This is a genomic window from Pedobacter rhizosphaerae (assembly GCF_900111155.1).
GTDB lineage: Bacteria > Bacteroidota > Bacteroidia > Sphingobacteriales > Sphingobacteriaceae > Pedobacter > Pedobacter rhizosphaerae.
Map to the genome: position 1 here is coordinate 230,100 of NZ_FOGG01000002.1, position 26,787 is coordinate 256,886.

Here is a 26,787-nt window from a genome sequence, read left to right on the forward strand (position 1 = left end):
AGATGAAAACAAGCACCTATAATTTAGAAATCAAACTGTTTTTTAGAAGCCGATCGGCCTGGATCGGAATTGCCATATTGTTTTTTACGGGTATTGCAGCACTATATTTCGGGAAATCTTTTATTGCTGAGCAACAAACAGTAATTGAAAAGGCTGCTCTATTACAGCAAAAAAACACTCAGGAAAATGTAGCACATTTTGGTAAAGATGTTGGCCTGTTTTTTTATCATAATAAATTTTCTACAGCTAACATACCCGGGCAATGGGCGGCCTTTGCCAACGGGCAACGCGATGTTAACCCCTACCTCATTTCGGTAACCATGCTGGCACTGGAGGGACAACTTTACGATACTGAACTTACCAACCCCGTAAGCATGCTTTTGGGAAACATGGACGTTAGTTTTGTTTTCTTATTTCTTTTTCCGCTGGTTATTATTGCTTTTAGTTACAATCTGATCTCAGAACAACGGGAAAGTGGGGTTTGGTCGCTGCTAAAATCACAATCTGGTAATCTTTTTCAGGTGATTTGGCGGAAGTTTCAAATCCGAATTGCGGCTATTTATGCTGTAGCGATCTTGCTAATGGGCATAGCTGTGTGGTACCTTAATTTACCATTAGATCAAACCTTGCTTTTGGTATTTGCAATGATTGTACTTTACCTGGCATTCTGGTTTGCTTTATCATTTTTCATTATCTCCTTAGGCAAATCGTCAAGCTACAATGCTTCTGCACTTGTGGCGTTCTGGGTAGTGCTGTGTATTGTTATTCCGGCCACCTTAAACTTATGGCTAACGCAAAGGTTTTCGGTGCCAGAGGCCCTGCAAAACGTGATTAACCAAAGAGAGGGCTATCATGAAAAATGGGATATGCCTAAAGAGGTAACAATGAAACCATTCTTTGAACATTATCCACAACTGAAGCAATATCCTTTTCCGGAGGATAAAACTTTTAGCTGGTTTTGGTATTATGGTATGCAACAAATGGGCGATGACCAGGCCAGAGAAAGTAGAGCGGCCATAGAAAGAAAACTTATTGCCCGACAGCACTTTACCAACATGGCTGCTCTTTTTATTCCGACGATACAAACTCAATTGGGTATTAATGAAATGGCCGGATCAGACCTGGATTCTCATCTGGATTTCCAACAAGCTGTACGCAAATATCATGAACAAATCAGACTTCGCTTTTATCCGAGCATTTTTCTGGAAAAGCCTGTCTCCTCAACAGCTGTGGAGAAAATACCACTAAAAAGATTTGAAGCTGAAAAGCGTTATCCTTATGGTAGGTTAGTTTCTATTTTTATACTAATCGTTATTTTGTTGGTTATATCCAAGAGAAATTTATCGAATAAGCGATTGGCGAAGTTGAGTTTTTAATTGGTTCAATAGTTCATTAGACAGTAGTTCATTGGGGCTTCTTTACAACCTAGCAATCTGGCCGGTGGTGACACCAACCAATAGATAATAAAATACCGTCTTGCTAACCTGGAGCGTAATGGAAGAGCTACGCAGTAAATTTAGTTCAGGATCTTTAAGGTAAGGCCCTGAAAGAAGTTCAGGGTGACGAGCGTGTTAGAGATCCATTGAAGCTGGTAGGTGGTGACACCAACCAGTAGAGAAATCTGCGCTAATCATTTGAATCTGCGGGACCAAATAATTTCCCGCAGATTTAAGGAGATTCCCGCAGAAAACCCTTGCTATCTGAGGGTTCCCAATACATTAGAGGTTTATCTTAACAGACTGAGGTATCTAAACCCGATTTAGCGAGATGCCGATTTTTCATCGGCAGCAGCGATATCAATCTCGGGTAATAACTTAGCGCTTAAACAACGAAATCACCCACTTAACGAAAGCAATACCCGCCAACATCAAAATGCCGCCAAGCACCCCTGCAACAAATTCTTTAATAATTGATGGGATACCTGGAAAAAGGTGATGCAAATAATCTATGTTATGCACAAAAATACCTCCAGCAACCAAGAGCAAGGCAATTGTACCCACTACAGCCAGAATTTTGATGATAACCGGAAGCGACTTCACTAATAAATTTCCGAGTGTAGAAAGGAAGCCAACGTTTCCAGAACGCTTAATCATTTTATATCCGGTATCGTCCATTCTAACAATGAGCGCTACTATGCCATAAACGCCTACGGTAGCCACAAGTGCAACAAACGATACAGTTACGATTTGTAGACTCAAACTTTTATCCAAAACGGTTCCCAAAGCGATAATCACGATTTCGACAGAGAGTATAAAATCGGTGGTGATAGCAGACTTAATTTTGGCTTTTTCCTTGCCTGCATCATCCAATATTTCAACTGAATCTTTTCCGGTTTCTGGTTTAGGGTGTGGAAAAAAGTACTCATAAATTTTCTCCACTCCTTCATAGGCGAGATAGAATCCCCCCAATATCAATATCCACTCTATGGCAACAGGAAAAAATGAATTGAGTAATAGGGCAATAGGAACAATGATGACCTTATTGATGAAAGATCCTTTGGTAATAGCCCATAAAACCGGCAGTTCTCGCGAAGAAAGGAAGCCTGTGGCTTTTTCGGCATTTACGGCTAAATCATCGCCCAATATACCTGCCGTTTTCTTTGTAGCTATTTTTGCAGTTACTGCTACATCATCCATAAGGGCAGCAATATCATCTAAAATTGCAAAAAAACCTGAAGCCATAGTTGTCGATCTTTAATGTTGTGATTAATTATTGTATAAAAATTTATGTTGTGATGTTCTACCGCCGTGAATAATTCTCCTTTTAAACCCAAATCTATTAAAATAGTTTTGATGCGAATAATACAAACGATTTTCTCGTATTTGAAGATTTTAAAACGGCTAAGCTTTAGCGCTAAAAAAAATCATTTTTTTCTTGGAAGAAATGTAACAAACCTGTTATATTTATAATTCAATACTCCGGATGGATATGGATGACAGATGCGGGACCAAAACGGCTCGCATCATTTTTTACCAGGAAATACCGAATAAAAATAAGTCTAAGCATTTGCAAGTTTAAATTCGGGATTTTGAATAAAACCGATAACATTTCCAAAAGGATCAAAAATACTTCCTACCCAAATAGGACCTCCAACATTTTTAGGTTCCTGGTGTGTTTCAACGCCAAGTTCTTCAAACTTCTTAAAAACCTGAACGATATCTGCTACGCCCCAGTAAGTAATAGAATGATTTCCTTTGCTATATCCTGAATCATCCGGATCTAAGCCTAATTCATATCCTCCAATGTTATAGCCAACGTAGAAGGGCTCATCAAAATAGGGTTCTATTTCGAAAACTTGTTTATACCATGCTTTTGCGGCAACTAAATCGCCAACATAATAAACTATTGTTCTTAATCCTTGTAACATTTGTTCTATTGCTTAATTGTTCTATTGTTTAATTGACTAATTGTTACATTGTTTAATCGATCTTTATCCTGAGTACTTTGTTGTTTATTCGTGCTGGCAGTTCTCAGTTAAACAGTTAGACGATTAAACAGTTAACCGCCAAATAAACAACAAACCCTAATGTACCATCTTAAAAACCAGCTCTTTCAGCAGTTCGCCATCATCTACATTACCACTGCTGTCTAGCCCCTTACTTTTTAAATCGTACTCCCTTAGTAAAGCAATAACCTGAAAAACTTTACCCGTATTGTAGTTTCTGGCCGCCACTTCGTAATCTTTTACAAAGAATGGTGGTATGCCCAAGGCAGAGGCAGCCTCTGCTTTATTGGGTAAGTAATGGTAACGCAATAACTTGGTAAAGTAACCACCCAGGTTAGCCAAAACCATTACCGTTGGGTTGGCTTTAGGGTTACTGGCAAAATAGTTAATAATTCTATTGCACTTTAGTACATCGCGGATGGCCAATGCTTTTTGCAGTTCAAAAACATTATACTCTTTGCTAATCCCGATATTCTTTTGAATATGGTCGGTATTAATGGTTACTTCCTTTGCTACATTCAGCATGAGCTTTTCGGTCTCATTCGAAATTTTAGAAAGATCCGTACCTAAATACTCCGCCATCAGGGCTGATGCCTGAGGATCTATTTTATAGCCTTTCTCTTTAACGAAATCGTCAATCCATGCCGCAATTTTGTAATCCCGTACCGGATCCGACTGAAAAATCAATCCACTTTTACTAATGGCTTTATAAATTTTCTTCCGTTTATCGAAATTGGCATATTTAAAAGCGAGCACTAAAATGGTGCTTGGCAAAGGTTTTTCGAAATAATTGAGTACAAATTCGGCCTCTTTACTTCCGGCATCTTCCTTTCCCCATTTTAAATCCTGCGCCTCCTTTACTATCACCACCTGATAGTCTGACATCATTGGGTAGCGCTTAGCGGCCCCTAAAACTGTGGCCATATCGGTATCCTTACCGTAAAGCACCGTTTGGTTGAAGCCCTTCTCGGCATCACTCAATAGTTTATCTTCTATATAATCGGTTATTTCATCAATATAGTAAGATTCTTCACCATGTAAAAGATACACAGGTTTAAACTTTCGGGCTTTAATATCCTTGATGATTTCGGCAGCAGTCATTGCCTGTAAAATTACAATTTAGCTTTTAGGATTTAAGAAATTAGATGAATTGTTTATTCACAAATATTAACTTTGGCCTTCTGGTAATTTTTAATAATGATAAGCCTCAAGTCAATACAATGATTCAGGAAAACAATGAAATATTGGATATCAACTTTTTAAATGCTCAATTGGTTACGATTCCAAATGGTGAAATTACCTTGCGTGATGATCGGTTAAAACAGATTTGGACCGTTGAAATAAAGTCTTTTTTGCTCAGTAAATATGCCGTAACACAAGCATTATATTTTCAGGTGATGCAGGTATGTCCCAGTACTTTTTCTGGAAATAATCTACCAGTAGAAACTATTTCATGGAGAGATGCCATCGGCTTTTGTAATCAACTCTCCAGTATTTCGGACTTAAATCCTTGCTATATTTTTAATCTTGATACCGACGATTATCAATTTGATAACCTGGCCAATGGCTACCGCCTGGCTACCGAAGCCGAATGGGAATATGCTTGCAAAGCTGGTACACAAGGCATTAGATATGCAGATTTGGATGAGATTGCCTGGTATAAAAATAATGCCAACGGCTCTACACATCCGGTAGGCTTAAAAGCTCCAAACGCCTTCGGACTTTACGATATGCTGGGCAATGTTTGGGAATGGTGCTCAGATATTTATGATGAAACTGTATATGGTTCTTACCGTATTATACGTGGCGGCGGCTGGTGCGACGAAGAAAGAGGCTGTATGGCTACTAATCGCCGAAGGAGTCATCCTAAATCTTTTAAAATTGATGATCTCGGATTTAGAATCGCTAAAAACCTATAATTATTTAACAGCTAACAACAGAAATACTAAATGTTTACCCCTACCCCTTTAAATCTTCCTCCTTATCCTTTTAAACTGACCCAAAAAGATAATGTTTATTATATTTTCGATGAACTCAGGAAGAAACATCTGGTTTTAACGCCAGAAGAATGGGTACGCCAGCATTTTATCCAAAATCTCATTGCCAGCAAGAAATTTCCTAAAACATTAATCCAGATAGAGGGCGGCCTGGTATTAAATCAGCTTCAAAAAAGGAGCGATATACTGGTGTACAACACTGCCGGAGAGAAATTGGTATTAGTGGAATGTAAAGCACCAAAGGTAAAAATTACACAGGCCGTTTTTGAACAGGCAGCCAGGTACAACTCTATCCATCAGGCTAAATGGATTGTGTTAACCAACGGACTTCAGCACGTTTATGCCAAAATGGATTTGGATAGAGGAAGCTTCGCATTTACACCAGAAATCCCGGAATACCCGGCTTTGTAGCAAGTTTTACAGATAAGATTGCTTCATTATTTACTGGTTGTTATCACCACCTACCAGCTTCAATGAACCTCTAACACGCTCGTCACCCAGAACTTGTTTCAGGGCCTTAACACAAATGATGCTGAAATAAATTTAATGTGCAACTTTCCAATACGGGTCATGCTTATGGTAAAGATGCTGAAATAAATTCAGCAAGACGAGATATGGAATAGGATCTCTTGTCTACTGGTTGGTGTCACCACCTACCAGTTTCAATACACCTCTAACACGGTCGTCACCCTGAACTTGTTTCATGACCTTACCTTAAAGATGCTGAAATAAATTCAGCAAGACGAAATTTTCTAACACACTCGTCACCCTGAAATTGTTTCAGGGCCTTACCTTAAAGATGCTGAAATAATTCAACAAGACAAGATTTTATTATCTACTGGTTAGCTGCTTTTCTAATAAATAATTTTCAATTTATTAGTGGTACTACTTCAGAATCCATGAATCCCAACTACTAAACCTCGTACGCTTTTTTCCAATGCTGATTATTCCCCGAATAAATGGCCTCATTACACATAGCCACGCAAATCGCCGCTTGCGTTCCCGTGTCAATATTGGAAGCAGGAGTTTTGCCCGTGGTAATGGAGCGGTAAAACTCATCTAAGGCATAGTTCGTTCCATCTTTAGTTGGCTTGTCTAAAATCGGAATCCCACCATCCTTGTTTACCACTATTTTAGTGGCTCCGGTTACGCCATCTACAATGCCCAGATCTTTTTTTGTACTTTCTTCTGGATAGAACAACCCGGTATTAGTGAGCAGCGAAACAGATCCCTTGGTGCCTTTTATTTTGAAAAGATAACCATCATGCGCATTGCCACAGGTTGCCCCGAAATTGCCAATCATTCCTTTCTCTTTATAGCGTAAAATAGCCTGAATGTTATCATAAGTTTCCCGTCCGTCGTTAAAAATATCGATGCCACCACTTCCCATTATTTCATCGGGTTGTGTTTCAAATGCCCAATTGATAAAATCAATCTGATGAGACAACAGTTCGGCAGCGAGGCCACCCGAGTACTCCCTATACATCCGCCAGTTAATTTTGCGTTCTAAGGAAGGTTCTGGCACCGCCCTTCTCCATGTTCCATTTCTATCCCAGCGACAGTCTATTTGAGATACTTTACCCAGATAACCACTCTGAATCATATCTTTCACCTTAAAATAAAGTGGCGAGTAGCGGTATTGATAACCTACCTGAAAAACCTGATTGGGATATTGCCTAACCAGCTTTTTAAGTGCTAAGGCCTGAGCAATGTCATAGGTCATAGTTTTCTCTACATATACATGTTTTCCTGCCAGCACCGCGTCCTTGGCTATTTTAAAATGCTCGCTTAAAGGTGTGGCAATAAAAACAGCTGCTATACTTTTATCATCTAAAATTTTGTGGTAATCCTTTATTGCCTTTGCTTCGGCAGGAACATATTTTTCGGTTTCTTTTAGTCGAAAATCGAGTACATCACAGTAAGCAGCAATGCGGTATTTAGCCGACATGGATTTGAGTACTGAGAGTACCCCCTTGCCCCTATCTCCACAACCAATCATGGCTACCGGGATGATCTGATCGCGATAAACATCGGCTAAAACAGTATTCCCGAACAAAAGCCCTGAACCTAAAAATGCTGAATTTTTAACAAATGAACGACGGTGCATTAGAGTGTTTTCAATTTTATGGTCCTAAAACTTACTGCATTGCCATGATCTTGAATTAAGATATGGCCTTTAGGCGCTTGTCCAAAGTTTTTCCAGTCTTTATACTTACTAATGGCGACAATCTTTTTAAATTCTTCTGACCCCCTTACATACTCTACAACTTTAACTCCGTTTAAGTAATGTTCCACTTTGTTGTTGGGATAAACCACTACCCGGCCATTGTTCCATGAGCCAATTGGGCGAAGGAATCTAGCCTCTTTTTTAGCGGTTATCAAATCGTATAACGATCCCAATGTACGGTTTCCATCTCTACCTAATTTAGCATCAGGATGCAGTACATCATCCAAAACCTGGTATTCCAAACCAATTGCCGAGCCAGAATTATTCTCGCTCAGGGTTACGAAGTATTTCACACCACTATTTGCACCCGGAGTAAGTTTAAATTCGAATGAAAGATCGAACGCAGTGTACTGATCTGTGGTTACAATATCTCCTCCATTGGTAGATTCTGCACCATTAGAAGACTGTACGCTTAACACGCCATCGGCAATTTGCCAGCCCTTTGCCGGGAAAGCATTTTTATATGCGCCTACCCAACCCTTATTGCTTTTCCCATCAAACAATAATTTATAGCCATTAGCTTTTTCATAGGCTGAAAGCGTGTTGGGGGTAAGATTTACGGCATATATTCCTTTAGGAAATGCTTTAGGTTTTAAACCTTCTGTTTGAATGGTTATATTTTTAAAGTAAACCTTTTTACCATCATTTTCGAAGTTTGAACCAATTCCATGAACCTGCAAACCAATAAAACCAGATTGATCTAAAGTATCAATGACGTAGGCTACCGGGGATCCATTTACCCAGGTTTTAGTTTCATTACCAATACATTCAATTCTATAATGGTTAAATTCTTCCTTTTTGTAAAGTGGCTTCGCTGCCGTATTCAATTCTAGGGGGTAAAGCCATAGTCTTCTCGCCTCATCGTAAATACCGCCTGTCCAGGCTCTTGGTGTAGGATCTATTTCCATCTGGCGACCATAAACTAAGCCTCTTCCATTATTGGCTTCAGGTTTAATGTGACTACGGGTTTGAACACCGGTATTCGTTGTTGAACCTTCCAGTTTCACATCTAATTCTAAAACAAAATCGCCATATTCCTTTTCGGTAATTAAAAACGAATTGGGAGTTCCCTTAACCATGGTGCCTACAATCATGCCGTCTTCTACTTTATAAGAAGCTGCACCCGCAACAGATTTCCATCCGGTTAGGGTTTTTCCATCAAAAAGGGGCTTGGCTTTTTGCGCAGCAGCAGATAAACTAATTAAACAGAGCGAAAGCAGGGTATATTTTTTAATATTGATTGACATTTGATTTTTTTTAACTGGTTCTGATTAATATTTAAAGATTTTGCCGTTGGCCATTACTTCTTGCTTGCCCTCATCGAATACTGCTTTTGCACCTGTGCGTACGGCAGCATTGGTCATGATATTGGCAATAGAGTGTGAATAGCCTGCTTCTACCGGTGCATTAGGCGTTTTTCTACTGCGTACACACTCCATCCAGTTTCTCATGTGGCCTGAGGTTAATGAATCGCCACCCATACTGGCACCGGTGGCCGTTTTAATTTCAGTTTTCGATAAATCAAACGTTGGTAACAGGTTGGATTTCATGCCCATGGCCGCAGCCTCTTTTTCTTTTAATCCGCCTTTAGGCGAAACTTTGTTGGTAATGAGATTTAGTTCCCCGCCGTTTGAATAGTAAACCTCGCCCACATCGCCTACACTATTTTGCATACGGGAGGTAAAGGTTACCTGAAAGCCATCTTGACTTTCTGGTTGGCCATAATCAAAAACAGCAACCATCGAATCCCAGTTTTTACGACCATCTTTCCAGGTGTAAATGCCACCATTAGCCACCACACTGCGTGGATGTTTTAAATTGGTAAACCAGTGAACGGTATCAATCTGGTGCGACATCCATTGTCCTGGCATGCCCGAAGAGTAAGGCCAGAATAAACGGTATTCTAAATATTTACGCGGATCGAAACTATCATTTGGACGATTCAGTAAAAAGCGCTTCCAGTCGACATCTTCCTCTTTAAGCTTGGCAACCAGGTCTGGTCTGCGCCATCTACCCGGTTGGTTAACATTCCATACTAAATCTACAGCGGTAATAGGCCCAAATTTTCCATTCCGGATAAATTCTGCAGCATTTGCATAATTCTCACCACTTCTTCTTTGAGAACCAATCTGAACAATTTTATTACTCGCCTTTACCGCTTTTAATGCCGCTTTAGCATCATCCATCGTTTCGGCAAATGGCTTTTCAACATAGGCATCGCAATTGGCTTTAACAGCCTCAATAGTATGTAAAGCATGTTGAAAATCGGCTGTACTGATAATCACCGCATCCAGGTCTTTCATGGCATACAGCTCGTCGTTATTTCTACAAGCTTTGATGTCATGTCCGAATTTTTCTTTCAAATGCGCTATTCCTAAATCTCTTCTGTAATTCCAAAGATCGGAAAGCCCTACCATATCGAAATTGAGTTCCTTGTTGTGGTTCAGAAAACAAGGAAGTAGGGTTTCTTTAAAGCGATCAGAAAAGCCGACAACGCCAACTCTTACCCGATCATTGGCACCTAAAATTCGCCCGTAGCTTTTAGCGCTCATACCCATGGTACCGGCATAAGTAGCCGCAGCAAAAATGGCAGACTGTTTAATAAATTTTCTTCTGGAATTCTCCATAGAATGTTTGGTTTAAATAAGGTTAGATTAATGTTTCGATTAAATATCATGATGACAGTTAATCGATTCCAAAATAGTATTTTAGTTTGAAGATTAAGAGGTACTTGAGTAACAATTTCGTGTATGGAAGCGCAAGAACTTTTGCCACAATCCAGCAAAAATACCTCATAAATTAACGGTCTGAGGTGATTAGATAACATAAAAAAGCCCTTTAGAAAATGAATTTCCAAAGGGCTAATATTTGAGGATTTTATCCTTTATAGTGATTAAGCTAGCATGGCCAGGCTTTCTTCAATAATCTTAATTTTCGCTTCAGCGTCGGCCTTTTTATTGCGTTCGTTATCAACAATTTCTGGCTTGGCATTCTGAACAAAACGTTCATTGTTCAATTTAGCATCTACTGCCTTCAAAAATCCTTGAAGATAAACTAAATCTGCATTTAAACGCTCCCGCTCGGCATCTACATCAATATTATCTGCCAAAGGAATGAAGAACTCATCTTTACCAGCCATAAATGCCGCTGCACCAGCAATTTTATCGTTAACCAACTCTGCCTCGCTGATGTTCGCTAATTTGAAAACAATATTTAACCACTTCTCGTAATCTAAATCTGAATTTACTTTGATACTCAATGGAAGTGCTTCTTTTGGAGAAATCTGTTTCTGATTACGAACATTTCTGATCTCAGCAACAACGGTTTTAACAATTTCTGCATCTTTGAGCAAAGCACTGTCAAAAGATCCAATTTTTGGATATTCTGCAACAATACAGCAATCCATTTCAGCACGTTCGCCAAACAATTCATCGTGCCACAATTCTTCGGTTAAGAAAGGCATATATGGATGCAATAAGGTTAATATTTTTTGGAAATAGTTAACCGTTGCCTGATAGCTTCCCGCATCAATTGGCTGCTGATAAGCTGGTTTAACCATTTCTAAGTACCAGGCACAGAAATCATCCCATACCAGTTTATAAGTGGCCATTAAAGCTTCTGATAAACGATATTGCTTGAAGTTATCTTCTATTTCTACTAATGCTTCGTTAAAACGACTTTCAAACCAGGCAATTGCTTGTATATTCGGGTTTTCGAGGTTCTGATCTACTTCCCATCCTTTTACCAAACGGAATGCATTCCAAACTTTATTGGCAAAGTTTCTACCTTGCTCGCAATAGCTTTCATCGAACATCAAATCGTTACCCGCGGGTGAACAAAGTAACATCCCAACCCTTACACCATCTGCACCATATTTTTCAATCAAACCAATTGGATCAGGTGAGTTACCTAATGATTTAGACATCTTTCTGCCCAACTTATCGCGAACGATACCGGTTAAATAAACATTGGTGAATGGTTTTTTACCCATAAACTCATGTCCTGCCATAATCATACGCGCTACCCAGAAAAATAAAATTTCAGGAGCCGTAACCAGGTCGTTAGTTGGGTAGTAATAGTTAATGTCTTTATTATCCGGGTTTTTAAATCCGTCAAATACAGAAATAGGCCATAGCCACGAAGAAAACCAGGTGTCCATTACATCTTCATCCTGTCTTAAAAATGGTTCCAACTGATGCTTGAAACCTGCTTTTTCGGTATCCGAACAAGTTTCGTCCAAATGTTTTTTCTTCCAGAATTCCTCTAGTGCCTCTTCCTTGGTTTTGGCTACAACCCAGTTTCCTTTTTCATCATACCAGGCCGGGATTCTTTGTCCCCACCATAACTGACGGCTAATATTCCAATCGCGAACATTTTCCATCCAGTGGCGATAGGTATTTTCAAATTTATTAGGGATAAGGTTTACATCACCATTTAAAACATCGTCTAATGCCGGCTGAGCCATTTCCTTCATCTTCACAAACCACTGCATAGAGAGTTTAGGTTCAATAGCAGCATCTGTACGTTCAGAAAAGCCTACCTGAGATTTGTAATCTTCTACTTTTTCCAGGTGACCCGCTTCTTCAAGCATTTTGGCAATTTTCTTCCGGGCAATGAAGCGATCTTCCCCAACTAAAATTACAGCCAACTCGTTTAATGTTCCATCATCGTTTAAAATATCGGTAACCGGCAAATTGTGTTTTAAACCCAACTCATAGTCATTCAGGTCATGCGCCGGTGTAACTTTTAAACATCCTGTACCGAATTCCATATCCACATATTCATCCTGAATAACCGGAATTTCGTGATTGACCAAAGGAACAAAAACCTTTTTGCCCTTTAAATGGATAAAGCGCTCGTCATTAGGATTTATACATATTGCGGCATCGGCCATAATCGTTTCCGGACGAGTAGTTGCAATGGTGATGAACTGGTCTTCAGTACCTGAAATCAGGTATTTGATATAATAAAGTTTCTGGTTTACTTCTTTACGGATAACCTCTTCATCAGAAACAGCAGTTTTTCCTGCCGGATCCCAGTTAACCATCCGGATACCACGATAAATCCAACCTTTCTTGTGCAAATGGATAAACGAGTCGATAACCGCTTCAGAAAGATCTTCTTCCATGGTAAAACGGGTACGATCCCAATCGCAACTTGCTCCCAGTTTCTTCAACTGCTCTAAAATAATGCCACCATATTTCTCTTTCCACTCCCAGGCATATTTCAAAAATTCGTCTCTCGAAAGGTCTTTTTTATTGATTCCCTGCTCCTTAAGCATAGCAACCACCTTAGCTTCTGTAGCAATTGATGCATGATCGGTTCCTGGCACCCAGCAAGCATTTTTGCCTTGCATCCGTGCTTTACGAATTAATACATCCTGAATAGTATTATTAAGCATATGCCCCATGTGCAGCACCCCGGTAACATTAGGTGGAGGAATGACGATAGTATAAGGCTCGCGCTCATCAGGTTCTGAGTGAAAAAACTTTTTGGAAAGCCAGTAGCTATACCATTTATCTTCTGTTTCTGCAGGATTGTACTTGGTGGATATACTCATGAAAAATTATTCAATATCAATTTGAGTGGCAAAAATACGTTTTTAAGGGCAAAATTTAAAGTAAAACACGACGAATTGGTTGTAATTAGTCCAGAATCGGGGTCTTCAATAATTAATGAGAGAATGATAGGGTGATTGAATTATAGAATTAGGGATTTTGCCATTTACTCAGTTAAATTTTAACAATTCTCTACTCACCTCAGTCACGACTAAAATTTCAACTTCTGAATTCTTACCGCATTCAAAATGGCTAAAAAAGCAACGCCAACATCGGCAAAAACGGCTTCCCACATCGTGGCTACTCCTCCCGCTCCCAAAATCAAAACCAGCGCCTTAACGGCAAAAGCCAGGATAATATTCTGAAGCACTACATTTCTGGTGGCTTTGCCAATTTTAATTGCTGTTGCAATTTTTGAAGGCTGATCGGTTTGAATCACCACATCTGCAGTCTCAATTGCGGCATCACTTCCCATGGCCCCCATGGCTATTCCGATATCACTAATTGCCAGGACTGGTGTATCATTAATACCATCTCCAACAAAAGCCACTACTTTTTGCTGGTCTTTCTTAATCTCTTCTAATTTGGCAACCTTATCTTCTGGTAATAAATCGCCATAGTAGGCATCAATACCCAACTGTTGCGCAACTTTTTTTACAATAGATGATTTATCGCCACTGAGCATAACTACCTGTCTCACTCCATTATCATGGAGCTGCTTAATCGCTTGCTGTGCATCTTCTTTAACCTCATCGGCTATCAATATATAACCAACGTATTGCCCATCTACTGCAACCACCACAATACTTTCCTCAATATCTTTTAAACCGGCATCAAAGCTGATGTTAAATTTCTCCAGTAGCTTAACATTTCCTGCCAGTACCTCTTTGCCGTTTACATTACCCTTTAACCCCATTCCAGCTATTTCGGTAATATTTTCTGCCGGATGAATAGCTGTTTGGCCAATATACGCTACAATCGCCTTGGCGATCGGGTGAGTCGATTTCGCCTCCACGGCGGTTAAGACATTTAAAAATTCCTTTTCATCAATACTACTTTCTATCCTCTGAACATTAAATACCCCTTTAGTTAATGTCCCGGTTTTATCCATTACTACAGTATTCAATTTGGTAATGAGATCTAAAAAATTAGAGCCTTTAAACAAAATGCCCTGTGCTGAAGCTGCACCTATGCCACCAAAATATCCCAAAGGGATGGATATAACCAAGGCACATGGACAAGAAATAACCAGAAAAACCAGTGATCGGTACAGCCAGGTCTGAAAATGATAATCTGACCTCAGTACAATTAGCGGAATAATAATTAATGCCAGTGCTAAAAAGAATACGATAGGCGTATATATCTTGGCAAACTTTCTGATAAAAAGCTCAGTTTTCGCCTTCCGCGCGGTTGCATTTTGTACCATTTCCAGAATACGGGATAGTGCGCTATCTGCAAAGGCCTTGGTTACTTTTACCTCAATTACCTGATCCAGATTAAGCATTCCCGCTAATACAACTTCTCCTTTACTTATGGTTTTGGGTTTACTCTCCCCGGTTAGTGCGGCTGTATTAAAGCTCCCTTTATCCGATTGCATTTCCCCATCCAAGGGAATCTTTTCCCCAACTTTAACCTGTATAACCTCTCCTATTGCTACTTGATCAGGGTTTAAACTGATGTAATTTCCATTACGAAATACATGTGCAATATCCGCCCTAACATCAAGCAATGCTTTTATATTTTGTTTAGCGCGATTTACAGCAGCCATTTGAAACAACTCTCCAATGGTGTAGAAAAGCATTACCGTAACGCCTTCCGGATACTCGCCTATACAAAAAGCACCAATAGTTGCTATAGACATTAAAGAAAATTCTGTAAAAAAATCTTTGGCCTTGAAAGTCTCCCAAACCTCTCTCAATACCGGAACCCCAACGGGCAGATAAGCCAATATGTACCAGTAGGGTCTGATTAATTGGAAAGCCACTACCTTAAATAAATGGTCAAAAGCGATCCCCAATAGGAGCATAACCAATGTAACCAATGCAGGAATATAGGCACTAAATGCCGAAGGATCTCCCGCATGATCGTGATCATGATCCGCTGAATCCTCATGATCGTGGCCATGCCCAGTACCATGTATATGCTCAGAATGTACTTTACTACTGCAACAGCTCTCTTCTTTTTCGTGAGAATGATTCATAATCCTAAATTCAAAATATCAGCTAATACCAACTTAATCGAGCATTGTCCCAAAATTAGTGAAAATATAATGCTTTATCCTGAATCGTTCTTGATAGTAAAAATTTTTACAGCAACACAATAAATAATGTTAAAAAATGTTAATAGTGTATAAGATTCAAATAATCATGAAATCGATCAAGACCCTATTTTCACCCGCTGAGTTTATCCGAAGGATTGGACTCGCCAAAATCTATTATTGGTTCTACAAGTAATATTTCTAATATATTACCCTACTATTAACGAGTATTTCATAAATTTCGCTAAACTAACTTTTAAGCGAATGAATTACCCAAATTTGAAAAGATATTTTGCTGCACTTGGCATTGTAGCAGCCGGCTTTTCTGCAAATGCGCAAGCACCCAAAAAATTTATCGACCCATCCAACATGGACTTATCCGTTAAGCCCGGGGATGACTTCTATCAATATGCCAGTGGAAACTGGATCAAAAACAATCCCGTTCCTGCTAAGGAAACCCGTTGGGGAAGCTTTAATGAACTTCGTGATTTTAACATCAATGCTGTAAAAACACTCGTTGAAGATGCTGCAGCAGACAAATCGGCTCCTGCCGGATCCGTTAAACGCAGGGTAGGTGATTTTTATACCGCTGCAATGGATAGCGCAACCATTGAAAAACTAGGCTATACCCCTATCAAGGCTGACCTGGAAAAAATTAAACAAATCAACGATCTTCAAGGCGTTTTAGATCAGGTTGCCTATATGCGCACCAATGGCATTGGTGGTGCAATGTTCGGGATTAGCGTTGGCCAAGACCGTAAAAATGTAACCAAATATATGGTTAACCTAAGTCAGGGAGGAACAACCTTGCCCGATCGTGACTATTATTTGAAAGATGATGACCGCAGCAAGAAAATCAAAGAGGCTTACAATACCTACATCACTACACTCTTTACCTTAACAGGAAGTACTCCAGAAGCCGCGCAGCAAAAAGCATCGGCAATTTTAAAGATCGAAACTGCATTAGCCGAAGCGCAAATGTCGCGCGTTGAAATGCGTAACCCTCAGGCCACCTATAACAAATTCGTCGTAGCCGATTTTAATAAATCTACACCAAACATTAACTGGAGTAGCTTTTTGCCTAAATTTAAAATCAACGGGCAGGATACGGTATTGGTTTCTTCACCTAAATTTTTCACAACCTTAGATGGACTACTGAAATCAGTTTCTGTTGATGACTGGAAAACCTACCTGGAGTGGAACGTTTTAAAAAGTTCGGCATCCAGCCTGAGTTCTCCGTTTGTAAAGGCAAGTTTTGCATTTACACAAGCACAAACAGGCCAGAAAGTGCAAACACCACGCTGGCAGCGTATGTCGCAATTAACTGATGGAACAATTGGTGAGTTGCTTGGACAACTGTATGTAGCCAAATACTTCAAACCAGAAGCAATGGCCCGGATGAATGAGCTCATTGCGAATCTTCGTAAGGCATTCGAGATCAGAATTAATGGTTTAGATTGGATGAGTGCAGAGACAAAACAAAAAGCCCTGGCTAAACTTAATGCCTTCACTCCAAAAGTAGGTTATCCTGCAAAATGGAAAACTTACGATGGTTTAGTCATCAATAAAGGAACTTATTTCCAAAACCTTCGAAATGCAGGCGTTTGGGGATATAACGAAATGGTGGATCAGCTTGGCAAACCATTAGATCGTACCCGTTTTGGTATGACTCCCCCAACAGTTAATGCGTACTACAGTCCAACACTCAACGAAATCGTTTTCCCTGCCGGAATCCTTCAGTTCCCGTTCTTCGACCCCAATGCTGATGATGCAGTAAACTATGGTGGTATTGGTGCTGTAATTGGCCATGAAATGAGCCATGGTTTCGATGATAGTGGCAGTCAGTATGACGCAGCCGGAAACTTAAAAAACTGGTGGACTGCAGAGGACCGCAAGAAATTTGAAGAGAAAACTAAAGCATTAGGAGAGCAATTTGATGCTTACACTGTAGTAGATACTATCCATGTAATTGGTAAACTCACAATGGGTGAAAACATTGGCGATTTAGGTGGTTTAAATGCAGCCTACACCGCATTTAAAATGACTAAACAAGGCCAAAGCAATGAAAAAATTGATGGTTTTACTCCTGATCAAAGATTTTTCTTGGCCTGGGCACAAGTGTGGAGAGGTAATATTCTTCCGGAAACTGCCGCACAATTAATTAAAACAGATCCACACTCTCCGGGCCCATACCGTACCATTGGTGCCCCTGTAAACATGGATGCCTGGTATAAAGCATTTGACGTTAAACCAGGCGATAAATTGTACAAAAAACCAGAAGACAGAATTAGAATGTGGTAACACAAAACTCAAGATAATCATCCGAAAAGGAAAGTCAACCCAACAGGCAAGCGCCCCGAACATTCGGGGCGTTTTGCTTTTATTAAAACAAGGTCATGAGTTTGAAATTAATCGCAAAGCCATTCACCAATTTCTAATTATCATTCTATCTTTGAAAAACTTAAGCATCTCTCCCATGAAAAGCATTATCAAAGCATTCACTATAGTTAGCCTTAGCCTATTTTCGATTACTGGCTATGCACAGAATAAAATGCAAAGTGTAGATGAGTTAATCAATAAAACCGATCCTGCATGGCCATTGGTAAAGAAATGGATTGATTCAGCGAAAAATAAAGTGGAGATTTTAGAATTAGACTCTGCGAAAGCCAAAGATGCCTTATATAACGCTCAGGTTTCAACCTACTCTACCCTAGGCTCTATTATTTATAATACCGGAGGAATCATGGTAGACAACGGCTGGATCAGAATTTTAGGTTCTGGTAGTGCCAGGCTTAACCGGTCGGTACCTGAATGGAACAAAGGAAAAACAATTACAGAATTTGGCGATAAACCTGACTACCTCTTAGTTGCAGATGATGCCGCAGGTGGTTTTTTCGCTATCAATTATGGGGCTTTTGGCGCTGACCTAAAGAATGTTTATTATCTCGCCCCTAACAGCTTAAACTGGGAACCGCTAGGTGCAGGCTATAGCGAATTTATTTTATTCTGCTTTGACAGCGATCTTTCTAAATTTTATAAAGGCTTAAGATGGAGCTCCTGGGATCAGTTCATTGCCAATTTGGATGGCAATAAATCATATAGCTTTAGACCATACCTTTGGGCAAAAGAAGGTACAGATATAGAAAAATGCACCCGTAAACTGGTAACCACCGAAGAACTATTCAAATTCAATATCGGAAAACAAAAAGAATTGCAAGCCGCAGCAGCCGATCAAAAAACTGAAAAGCAATAAATACAAATCAGGCTTGAAAAACAATTAGTTTTTTTAACCACATAAGAAAGTGTAAGGCTGACTTTGTGTACTCTGCGTAAAACTTTGTGAACTTTGCGGTTAGATATAATTCTTCCCTGTAAAGCAATCGTATTATTTTTTCACCATATAAGCCAAATAAGAAAGGTAAGCCTGGCTTTGTGGCCTCTTTTAATTGCGAAGCTATCTCCGTTTACTCTGCGTAAAACTTTGTGGCCTTTGTGGTAAAATATAATTCTTCCCTGTAAAGCAATCGTATTATTTTTTCACCATATAAGACAAATAAGAAAGGTAAGCCCTGCTTTGTGGCCTCTTTTTATAGCAAAGCTATCTCTGTGTACTTTGTGTAAAACTTCGTGCCCTTTGTGATTAAATTGGATTTTAGCTCTTCCATTGGGCAAAGGAAACCAAACACTCAATCTATGTATATTTAGCCTGTATTTTTTTAGACAACTTACTCAACACCATCCCTCTAGAATCCGCTACACGCTGTTTAAGTTCTGTATCATTAAAAACCTCTAGGTTATCTACCAATATCCATTGACGCTTGGCCATGTGCCTTGCCTGCTGAATTCCATCACGAGCGGCCAGCTGATCAAATTCCTCAGGATTACATTTAATAGAAAAACTGTTCCCTTCATCAATGGCGATGATCACGTATATCTTTTCCTCAATCATAAAGCACAGATGCTCCCATTTCATACCCTCTGTTGTACCGGGTAACTGCAAACAATATTCTCGAAATGATTCTATATCCATAATGAAGCGATGATTTATCATCAAAGCTAAGGAAAATAGTTTTTAGTTGTCAGAACCAAAATGACCAAAATTACAGGTTGAAATACCTGACTATACCATAACTGCTAACCCTTATATTCATTTAGCCAACATGTTTGAAAACGATAGCAGAATAGCGAACAACCATAAATGAAATATTAGTAATTTTGGCACCATATGAATATCATTACGCAAACTGCCGACGGCTCTAATACACTTTACAATGAAACCATTGGAGAGCATTATCATAGTAAACACGGTGCCCTGCAAGAAAGCAAGCATGTTTTTATTGAAGCCGGTTTAAAGTTCGCGAGTTCTGATCGAAAGGAAGTTTCGGTTCTGGAAGTTGGTTTTGGTACGGGACTGAATTTTATACTGAGTATGGAATATTGTGAAAAAAATGCTATTCAATTAACTTACACCAGCATAGAGGCTTTCCCCCTGGATTTAGCTACCATCCAACAAACAGGTTATGCGGCCTACGTTCCTATTGATATTTGGGAAAGTTTCAACACTTATTACAATGAAGCATTAAAGCAACCTCAACAAATAACCGCACATTCTAGGCTAGAGATTCCGCATACCACGTTAGCGGCTTATCACACCGAACACAAGTTCGATGTTCTCTATTATGATGCCTTTTCTGTTCAACATCAGCCAGAAATGTGGACTGACGAAATTATCAGCCATGCATGTAGCTTTCTAAAACCCGGTGGTACCTTCGTAACTTATGCCATTACAGGGAAACTAAAACGAGCAGTTAAGGCAAACGGCTTCACCATAGAAAAACTCCCTGGTGCGCCAGGTAAAAGAGAGATGCTCCGTGCAATAAAAGAATTGTAAATTCGAATAACCTCAGGTAATTTATGCGAAACACCAACTAAGAAACCTATGGTGATTTTTTATGTACAATTTGCCTGCAGCCCATCGTACAAACCACACTCTTAGGTGCTTAGAAGCCTAAGGTGGTATTTTTTTTATATACAATTTGCCTGCAGCCCATCATACAAACCACCTTCTAAGACGCCTAAGGTGGTTAACACCACTTAAAAACTAATAACAAACTGACAAAAATTCGACACCACTGGCAAACTGCTTCCTCCTGGTTTTGTTTGGTTAGTATTAATCACTCATATTATGGAAAAAAGAATTTTAGGCAAGTCAGACCTCAATATTGTTCCTATCGTTTTTGGAGGCAATGTTTTTGGCTGGACTATAGACGAACAAAAATCATTCGAGATACTGGATCATTTTGTAGCAAGCGGTTTTAATTTTATCGATACTGCTGATGTGTACTCCAGATGGAAACCAGGGAACAAAGGTGGCGAGTCTGAAACCATCATTGGCAACTGGCTAAAAAAGCAAAACAAAAGACACGATGTGATTTTGGCCACCAAGGTTGGTTCGGACATGGGCCAGGGAAAATCACTTAAAAAAGATTACATCATTGATGAGGTAGAACATTCATTAACAAGGCTTCAAACAGATTATATTGACCTATATTTCTCTCATTATGATGACGAAAGCACCCCTGTAGAAGAAACACTCAGTGCATATGAAAGCTTGATTAAAGCCGGAAAGGTACGGTGGATAGGCGCTTCTAATTTCTCTCCCGAACGTTTAAAGGAATCTTTGATCTCCGCTAACGAAAATGACCTGCCACGTTACCAGGTTTACCAGCCGGGATACAACTTATTTGACAGAGCCGAATTTGAAAGCGACCATGAAAAAATTTGTCTCGAACACGATTTAGGTGTAGTGTCCTATTATTCATTAGCCAGTGGATTTTTAACAGGAAAGTACCGCAGTGATGACGATTTGAAAAAAAGTCAACGAGGAGCTGGAGTAAAGAAATACCTAAACGAAAGAGGTTTTAGAATTTTAGATGCGCTTGATCAGGTAGCAGACCAACATCAAACCGAACCAGCTGCTGTGGCCTTGGCCTGGCTTATTTACCATCCATCAATCACTGCACCAATTGCTAGTGTAACCGATGTAAACCAGCTTAAATCATTTACAGATGCGATAAACCTCAAGCTAACCGCTCAGGATATATCCCTTTTAGATAAAGCAAGCATATATTAATAGGTAACCCCTGGTCCGTGACTCACGGACCAGCAAATTATAACTTACGGAGCAGCAATTTATAACTCATCAACCAGCAACTTTAAGCTTTCAACACGAGTTTCTCAAAATCCTGCTTATCCTCGTGTTTCAGAAAAAGAGTCATAGGCTCATTCAAATCGTGAAACTTACGCTCAAATTCCCTCGACAATTTCTGAATATCAACATCTTTATTCAAGATAACCGTTAACGCTTCTGCATTACCCCTAACCTCGATGATTTTATCGGGATAAAGTTCTTTAAGTTCATGTGGGAATTCCATATTTATCAAACATTTAAAAGAGTAGAAAGTTTCAGATTTACGGCAATAAAAAAAGGTTACAACACTCGCTGTCGTAACCTTTTTATCTAAATTAACGCTCTCAATCTTATAGATTGTTGCAAGGCTCTCACCCCTTGCTTAATTCAAATATAGAATTAATATTCATTTAAAACGCAGTTAAATTGTAATAATTGATATAAATCATGTGCTTTTGTTTTAACCCCATAAAAATCAGTCAATTTAAGTAAGGTTCATATCTATTAAAATATTCTGTTATATTTAAATGCCTTGCCAAACATTTAACCAAGCATTTTGTATTAACAGCATAAAAAATTATATGAAAGATAAACTCTCATTTTTACCTAAACTGGCCCTGGTATTATTCTGTTTAATCAGCCTCACCTATATCGCTATTTTAGGGCAGTCGCTTCTTGCTCCCTTGCTGTTTTCATTCTTAATGGCTTTATTGTTATTACCTGTAGCCAACACTTTGGAGCATCGTTTCAGATTTAAACGAAGCTTATCCACGCTGGTATCAGTTATCTTAATGATTTTGATCGTTGGCGGAATTATCTATTTTTTTGGCAATCAACTGAGTGATTTGTGGGCCGATTGGCCTTTACTCAAAGAAAAAGCCAACGTATCTTACCACGAATTACAGCATTGGATATCTAAAACCTTTGGGGTAAACTCTCAAAAGCAATTGGACTACCTTAATGATAGCACTGAAAAAGCATTAGCAACAAGTGCCACCATAGTGGCAACAACTTTAGCTACTTTATCTTCCACCCTCTTGTTTCTGGGTTTTACGCTTTTGTTTACGTTCTTTTTAATCAATTACCGCCGCATTCTATTTACTTTCTTAACCTCAGTATTTAGAGAAGAGCATAAAGAAAAGGTGGCCGAGATTGTAAGTCAAATCCAGGTGATTATCAAAAAATACATCATTGGTTTGTTCTTACAAATGCTCATTGTAACCCTATTAATGATTACGGTATTGAGCCTGTTAGGTGTGAAATATGCTGTTTTATTAGGACTGGTCGCAGGTATTTTTAATGTTGTACCCTATCTGGGGATATTCTTTGCGCTGCTCGTCAGCTGTTTGATTACTTTTGCAACTGCCGGTGCGGGTAAGGTGCTGTTAGTATTGATTGCCTTTGTAGGGGTACATGCAATTGATGGTAATTTACTGATGCCTTTGGTGGTGGGTTCGAAAGTAAAAATCAATGCCTTGGTAGCCTTTATCGGAATTGTGGTTGGAGAAATGATATGGGGTATTTCAGGTATGTTTTTATGCATTCCATATCTGGCTATGCTGAAGATTATGTTCGATAGAATTGAGACCTTGCAACCGTGGGGAATACTAATGGGCGAAGAACACAAACCGGAGAAAAAGAAAAGGGTGTACAGAATTACCAAGAAGATTAAACTAGAAGAAAAAGATTAGCATGCCTGAGAAAAGAGCGCCTCATATTTTAAGCACCTCTGCCAATTTATTGGGCATTTGCTTCATAGTATTAACTTCCTTAAAAAAGTTCAATCTTTCCGATGGCTCACTAATTGATGAGTTTGCAGTTGCAGCGGTTATTATTTTTATGGCTAGCTGCATCCTTTCTTTTGTATCTATGAGGCAGGCATCGAAGGCAAGCCAAAGACTGGAGCAGGCGGCAGATTTCATCTTCTTATCGGGCTTGGTGGTCTTGTTTTTGGCCACACTTCTCATTGCATTTAATTTGATCAAATAACGAAACGCTATCATCCTGTTCATGAAACCCCTCCTGGTACTATTAATTACCTTCGTTTTACTGGTTGGCTTCAACCGTTACCTCGATGCACAAGAAAACCACATCTTTGCCGGTAATATAGCCATGGGTGTAATGCTATTGTTTACAGCAATGGGACATTTCAAGTTTAAAACATCTATGGCTGCAATGGTTCCGCTATTTATCCCTAAAAAGGTAGAAATTGTTGTGGCGACAGGTATCCTGGAAATACTCTTCGCAATTGGGCTGGGTATTCCAGCCATCCGTTACCCTGTAGGCATTTTGCTCATCTTATTTCTGCTAGCCATTTTACCGGCCAATATTTATGCAGCCAAACACAGCATCAATTATGAAAATCTTTACAAACAGGGGCCGGGATTAAAATATTTATGGTTCAGGATTCCCTTTCAATTTTTTTTAATAGCATGGGTTTGGTATTTTAGCGTTCGATAATTCTGTCTAAAGAAAAGAGAAGTAAAGATGCCTAATAATCCTATTCCTGTTACTGCCCACAATCCAGCCGATGCTTTTTTACGTCTGCTTAATGTTTTAGATACCCTCCGTACACAATGTCCCTGGGATAAAAAGCAAACCATGGAAACCCTTCGCCACCTCACCATCGAAGAAACTTACGAACTTTCGGATGCAATTTTAGATGGAGATATCCAGGAAATAAAAAAGGAATTAGGCGATTTAATGATGCATCTGGTTTTTTATTCACGAATCGCTTCCGAAACTGATGAGTTCAACATTACTGATGTATTGAACGGTGTTTGTGACAAACTGGTCAATCGTCATCCGCACATCTATGGAGATGTGGAGGTACAAAATGAGGAAGATGTAAAACGGAACTGGGAGCAGATTAAACTAAAAGAAGGTAATAAATCTGTACTCGCAGGCGTTCCGTCATCCCTTCCAGCCCTGGTAAAAGCATCCCGGATACAAGAAAAAGCGCGTGGAGTAGGTTTCGACTGGGAAGATAAAAACCAAGTTTGGGAAAAAGTAGAAGAAGAATTGCAAGAATTTAAAGCAGAATTTAATGTGTCAGACCAAATTGCAATTGATGTGGAAAAGGCAGAATCAGAATTTGGAGATGTACTCTTCTCACTAATTAATTATGCACGATTCATCAACATCAATCCCGAAAATGCCTTGGAGAAAACCAACAAGAAATTCATCAAACGCTTTCAGTACCTCGAGAGCAAAGCTCAGGAGAACGGCAAAGCTTTATCAGATATGACCCTGGCCGAAATGGACATTTATTGGAATGAGGCTAAAAAAACCCTTGGTCCGTGACCCACGGACCAATAACTCTAACCCACAACCCACCCAATTTAAATTTACGCCTAATAAAACTTACCATCTAAATAAAACCACTTCCCCTCCTCTTGCTTAAAGTTCGATTTTTCATGCAATACCTCCGCCTGAAACTTCCTGTTCAGATAGTAAGCTTTAAATTCCACTACATCAACATCGGCAAAAACAATTTCTAACTTAAGCCAGGTGGTATTTTTTGCACTACTTAGATATCCCTCTTTACTAAACCCCTTCCGTTTACTCACATGGGTGGTATTCCATAAATAATCGGCATTCTGAACCACAAAGGCAGAATACCTCGAGCGCATTAACGCTTCTGCTGTAGGTGCTACCTGGGTATTTAGATGATAAGGCTGGCAGCAGTTCAGGTACACCAATTCGCTACCGCAAGGACAATTAACTATATTCATAATGATTCACAGATAAGCAAAAATAGTATTTAATATTTCCTCTCCTAAAATTTCCGTAAAATTGCAGTCCAAATAATGAGATACTTCTTCCACATTGCCTATCAAGGTCAGCATTACAACGGTTGGCAAAAACAACCTGGCGCCATTAGCGTTCAGGAAGCCATTGAAAATGCCCTTTTCAAGATTTTCAAGTTTCCTGTACCCATTAACGGCTGTGGAAGAACGGATGCCCATGTACACGCAAGTCAGTATTTTTTTCATGCAGATATAGAAACAGACTTCGACTTTGATCTCCTCTATCGCTTAAATAAAGCCCTTCCACAAAACATCGCCATATTTGATATTATTAAAATGGAGGGCTTGCCACATGCCCGTTTTGACGCTGTACAAAGAAAATACGATTACTTTATCCATACTTATAAAGATCCTTTCTTAAATCACCAAAGTTCTTTTTACCTCGAACCCAAAATAGATTTAGCCAGTATGAAGGCTGCCGTTAACCTATTGCCTAAATACAAAGATTACCGGGCTTTTTGCACCCAACCCAATAAATATGAGCACACCATTTGCAATGTGAAGGAAGCCGATTTATTGACCAATGCCAGTGGCGACCGCATTAGGTTTCACATTGCCAGCAATCGTTTTTTAAGCAAGATGATCAGAATTTTAATGGGCAAGATCTTAAAGGTTGGAAAGGGTGAACTTAGCCTTGACGAGTTCGAAAGTCATTTTATTACCCTCGAAACACCTAAAACTTTAGATCCAGCTTATCCTACAGGATTATACCTATCGAAGGTAACGTATCCATACCTCAACCTGGCACCCCGAACCGAGTTTTTATCGGCCATGCAGGGTACCGACTGGAAATCTGTATAATTTCTGAGCGGTATGAATTTCGTTGTAGCGTTCCCGGCAGATGTTTCGTTTTACAAGTATGAAAACAACGATCTTAACTTTCTTATTAGCAGTTACACTTTTTTGTGGCTGTAAAAAATCAAGCAGCGTAACAATCATCCAGGATGGTGCCTTCTCTGGAACCTTTACCATCAAAAATAGTATCAATACCTATACAGAGAGCATTCCGGTTTCGTTGACTTTAAACCAGGGTGAATTCACGATAAGCCTGAATACTAATAGCAAACCAGTTGGAGGCAACGGAACTTTTTCAGTTAAAAATGGTATTGCCACCTTTGTTGATGAAAATACCTGGACTGGCGAATTTGATCGGAATAGAATTTTAAATGGCGAATACGATATGGAAATTAAAGGCCGCGATTTAATCTTTACCAGACGTACGCAACCACAAACCAATATCCATTCTGCTACTTCTTACGTACAGATGTCGTACCAATACGTCCTTAAAAAGGATAACTAATGCC

General features: G+C 39.4%; 24 protein-coding genes. 13 read left to right on the top strand and 11 right to left on the bottom strand.

What is annotated here, in order from left to right:
* The first annotated feature begins 2 nt into the window (after positions 1-2).
* The gene (locus BMX11_RS02555; protein WP_090880927.1) at positions 3-1,376 is read left to right on the top strand and encodes a DUF3526 domain-containing protein; all 1,374 of its coding nucleotides are present in this window, start codon (positions 3-5) and stop codon (positions 1,374-1,376) included.
* Positions 1,377-1,814: 438 nt separating this feature from the next.
* Here the strand turns inward: BMX11_RS02555 and BMX11_RS02560 are convergent, their stop codons facing one another.
* The 3 genes from BMX11_RS02560 to holA form a co-directional block, all read right to left on the bottom strand.
* Entirely contained in the window at positions 1,815-2,681 is an 867-nt protein-coding gene (locus BMX11_RS02560; protein ID WP_090880930.1) for a DUF808 domain-containing protein, read from the bottom strand.
* A 317-nt stretch (positions 2,682-2,998) separates the two neighbouring features.
* Entirely contained in the window at positions 2,999-3,367 is a 369-nt protein-coding gene (locus BMX11_RS02565) for a VOC family protein (RefSeq protein ID WP_090880933.1), read from the bottom strand.
* A 156-nt stretch (positions 3,368-3,523) separates the two neighbouring features.
* Positions 3,524-4,546, bottom strand: coding sequence for a DNA polymerase III subunit delta (holA, locus tag BMX11_RS02570; RefSeq protein ID WP_090880936.1), 1,023 nt, complete (start codon positions 4,544-4,546; stop codon positions 3,524-3,526).
* A gap of 44 nt (positions 4,547-4,590) precedes the next feature.
* On the opposite strand from holA, the gene BMX11_RS02575 reads away from it, so the two are divergent.
* Both BMX11_RS02575 and BMX11_RS02580 read left to right on the top strand, forming a co-directional pair.
* Positions 4,591-5,364 (top strand): formylglycine-generating enzyme family protein, encoded by a 774-nt coding sequence (locus tag BMX11_RS02575; RefSeq protein ID WP_217643794.1) that lies wholly within the window; start codon positions 4,591-4,593, stop codon positions 5,362-5,364.
* A 30-nt stretch (positions 5,365-5,394) separates the two neighbouring features.
* Positions 5,395-5,853 (top strand): type I restriction enzyme HsdR N-terminal domain-containing protein, encoded by a 459-nt coding sequence (locus BMX11_RS02580; RefSeq protein WP_090880939.1) that lies wholly within the window; start codon positions 5,395-5,397, stop codon positions 5,851-5,853.
* Between the two features lie 502 nt (positions 5,854-6,355).
* Here BMX11_RS02580 and BMX11_RS02585 read toward each other — a convergent pair.
* The 5 genes from BMX11_RS02585 to BMX11_RS02605 all read right to left on the bottom strand — a co-directional run bounded on the left by BMX11_RS02585 (position 6,356) and on the right by BMX11_RS02605 (position 15,427).
* Entirely contained in the window at positions 6,356-7,549 is a 1,194-nt protein-coding gene (locus BMX11_RS02585) for a Gfo/Idh/MocA family protein (protein WP_090880942.1), read from the bottom strand.
* Positions 7,549-8,916: a 3-keto-disaccharide hydrolase gene (locus BMX11_RS02590; RefSeq protein ID WP_090880945.1), complete on the bottom strand. Its 1,368-nt coding sequence runs from the start codon at positions 8,914-8,916 to the stop codon at positions 7,549-7,551. Before BMX11_RS02590 ends, BMX11_RS02585 begins: the two co-directional genes overlap by 1 nt.
* A gap of 24 nt (positions 8,917-8,940) precedes the next feature.
* Positions 8,941-10,296, bottom strand: a complete 1,356-nt coding sequence (locus tag BMX11_RS02595) for a Gfo/Idh/MocA family protein (RefSeq protein WP_090880948.1) — start codon at positions 10,294-10,296, stop codon at positions 8,941-8,943.
* A 266-nt stretch (positions 10,297-10,562) separates the two neighbouring features.
* Positions 10,563-13,229 carry a valine--tRNA ligase gene (locus BMX11_RS02600; RefSeq protein WP_090880951.1) on the bottom strand — a complete coding sequence of 889 codons (2,667 nt, stop codon included), beginning with the start codon at positions 13,227-13,229 and terminating at the stop codon, positions 10,563-10,565.
* Between the two features lie 209 nt (positions 13,230-13,438).
* Positions 13,439-15,427 carry a heavy metal translocating P-type ATPase gene (locus BMX11_RS02605; protein WP_394332666.1) on the bottom strand — a complete coding sequence of 663 codons (1,989 nt, stop codon included), beginning with the start codon at positions 15,425-15,427 and terminating at the stop codon, positions 13,439-13,441.
* 321 nt (positions 15,428-15,748) lie between these two features.
* Here BMX11_RS02605 and BMX11_RS02610 point away from each other — a divergent pair, with 321 nt between their 5' ends.
* On the top strand, positions 15,749-17,785 hold the full coding sequence (locus tag BMX11_RS02610) for a M13 family metallopeptidase (protein ID WP_090880954.1): 2,037 nt from the start codon (positions 15,749-15,751) through the stop codon (positions 17,783-17,785).
* 175 nt (positions 17,786-17,960) lie between these two features.
* Positions 17,961-18,737: a DUF2625 domain-containing protein gene (locus BMX11_RS02615; RefSeq protein WP_175474450.1), complete on the top strand. Its 777-nt coding sequence runs from the start codon at positions 17,961-17,963 to the stop codon at positions 18,735-18,737.
* Positions 18,738-19,175: 438 nt separating this feature from the next.
* On the opposite strand, the gene BMX11_RS02620 is transcribed toward BMX11_RS02615, so the two are convergent.
* Positions 19,176-19,514 (bottom strand): MmcQ/YjbR family DNA-binding protein, encoded by a 339-nt coding sequence (locus tag BMX11_RS02620; RefSeq protein ID WP_175474451.1) that lies wholly within the window; start codon positions 19,512-19,514, stop codon positions 19,176-19,178.
* Positions 19,515-19,709: 195 nt separating this feature from the next.
* Here BMX11_RS02620 and mnmD point away from each other — a divergent pair, with 195 nt between their 5' ends.
* Both mnmD and BMX11_RS02630 read left to right on the top strand, forming a co-directional pair.
* A complete protein-coding gene (mnmD, locus tag BMX11_RS02625; RefSeq protein ID WP_090880961.1) occupies positions 19,710-20,375 on the top strand; it encodes a tRNA (5-methylaminomethyl-2-thiouridine)(34)-methyltransferase MnmC2 in 666 nt (221 codons plus the stop codon).
* A 294-nt stretch (positions 20,376-20,669) separates the two neighbouring features.
* Positions 20,670-21,617, top strand: coding sequence for an aldo/keto reductase (locus tag BMX11_RS02630; protein WP_090880964.1), 948 nt, complete (start codon positions 20,670-20,672; stop codon positions 21,615-21,617).
* An 82-nt stretch (positions 21,618-21,699) separates the two neighbouring features.
* Here the strand turns inward: BMX11_RS02630 and BMX11_RS02635 are convergent, their stop codons facing one another.
* Positions 21,700-21,918 carry a hypothetical protein gene (locus tag BMX11_RS02635; protein ID WP_090880967.1) on the bottom strand — a complete coding sequence of 73 codons (219 nt, stop codon included), beginning with the start codon at positions 21,916-21,918 and terminating at the stop codon, positions 21,700-21,702.
* Positions 21,919-22,255: 337 nt separating this feature from the next.
* On the opposite strand from BMX11_RS02635, the gene BMX11_RS02640 reads away from it, so the two are divergent.
* The 4 genes from BMX11_RS02640 to mazG are packed head-to-tail and all read left to right on the top strand — an operon-like array spanning position 22,256 to position 24,977.
* Positions 22,256-23,365, top strand: a complete 1,110-nt coding sequence (locus tag BMX11_RS02640; RefSeq protein ID WP_090880970.1) for an AI-2E family transporter — start codon at positions 22,256-22,258, stop codon at positions 23,363-23,365.
* Between the two features lies 1 nt (position 23,366).
* The gene (locus BMX11_RS02645) at positions 23,367-23,663 is read left to right on the top strand and encodes a hypothetical protein (RefSeq protein WP_090880973.1); all 297 of its coding nucleotides are present in this window, start codon (positions 23,367-23,369) and stop codon (positions 23,661-23,663) included.
* Between the two features lie 21 nt (positions 23,664-23,684).
* On the top strand, positions 23,685-24,134 hold the full coding sequence (locus BMX11_RS02650) for a DoxX family protein (RefSeq protein ID WP_090880976.1): 450 nt from the start codon (positions 23,685-23,687) through the stop codon (positions 24,132-24,134).
* Between the two features lie 27 nt (positions 24,135-24,161).
* Entirely contained in the window at positions 24,162-24,977 is an 816-nt protein-coding gene (gene mazG, locus BMX11_RS02655) for a nucleoside triphosphate pyrophosphohydrolase (protein WP_090880979.1), read from the top strand.
* A 50-nt stretch (positions 24,978-25,027) separates the two neighbouring features.
* Here the strand turns inward: mazG and BMX11_RS02660 are convergent, their stop codons facing one another.
* Positions 25,028-25,408 carry a YchJ family protein gene (locus BMX11_RS02660; RefSeq protein WP_090880982.1) on the bottom strand — a complete coding sequence of 127 codons (381 nt, stop codon included), beginning with the start codon at positions 25,406-25,408 and terminating at the stop codon, positions 25,028-25,030.
* Between the two features lie 75 nt (positions 25,409-25,483).
* Between BMX11_RS02660 and BMX11_RS02665 the strand changes: the two genes are divergently transcribed.
* Both BMX11_RS02665 and BMX11_RS02670 read left to right on the top strand, forming a co-directional pair.
* Entirely contained in the window at positions 25,484-26,284 is an 801-nt protein-coding gene (locus tag BMX11_RS02665) for a tRNA pseudouridine synthase A (RefSeq protein ID WP_090880985.1), read from the top strand.
* Positions 26,285-26,342: 58 nt separating this feature from the next.
* Positions 26,343-26,783, top strand: coding sequence for a hypothetical protein (locus BMX11_RS02670; protein ID WP_090880988.1), 441 nt, complete (start codon positions 26,343-26,345; stop codon positions 26,781-26,783).
* The last annotated feature ends 4 nt before the right edge of the window (positions 26,784-26,787 follow it).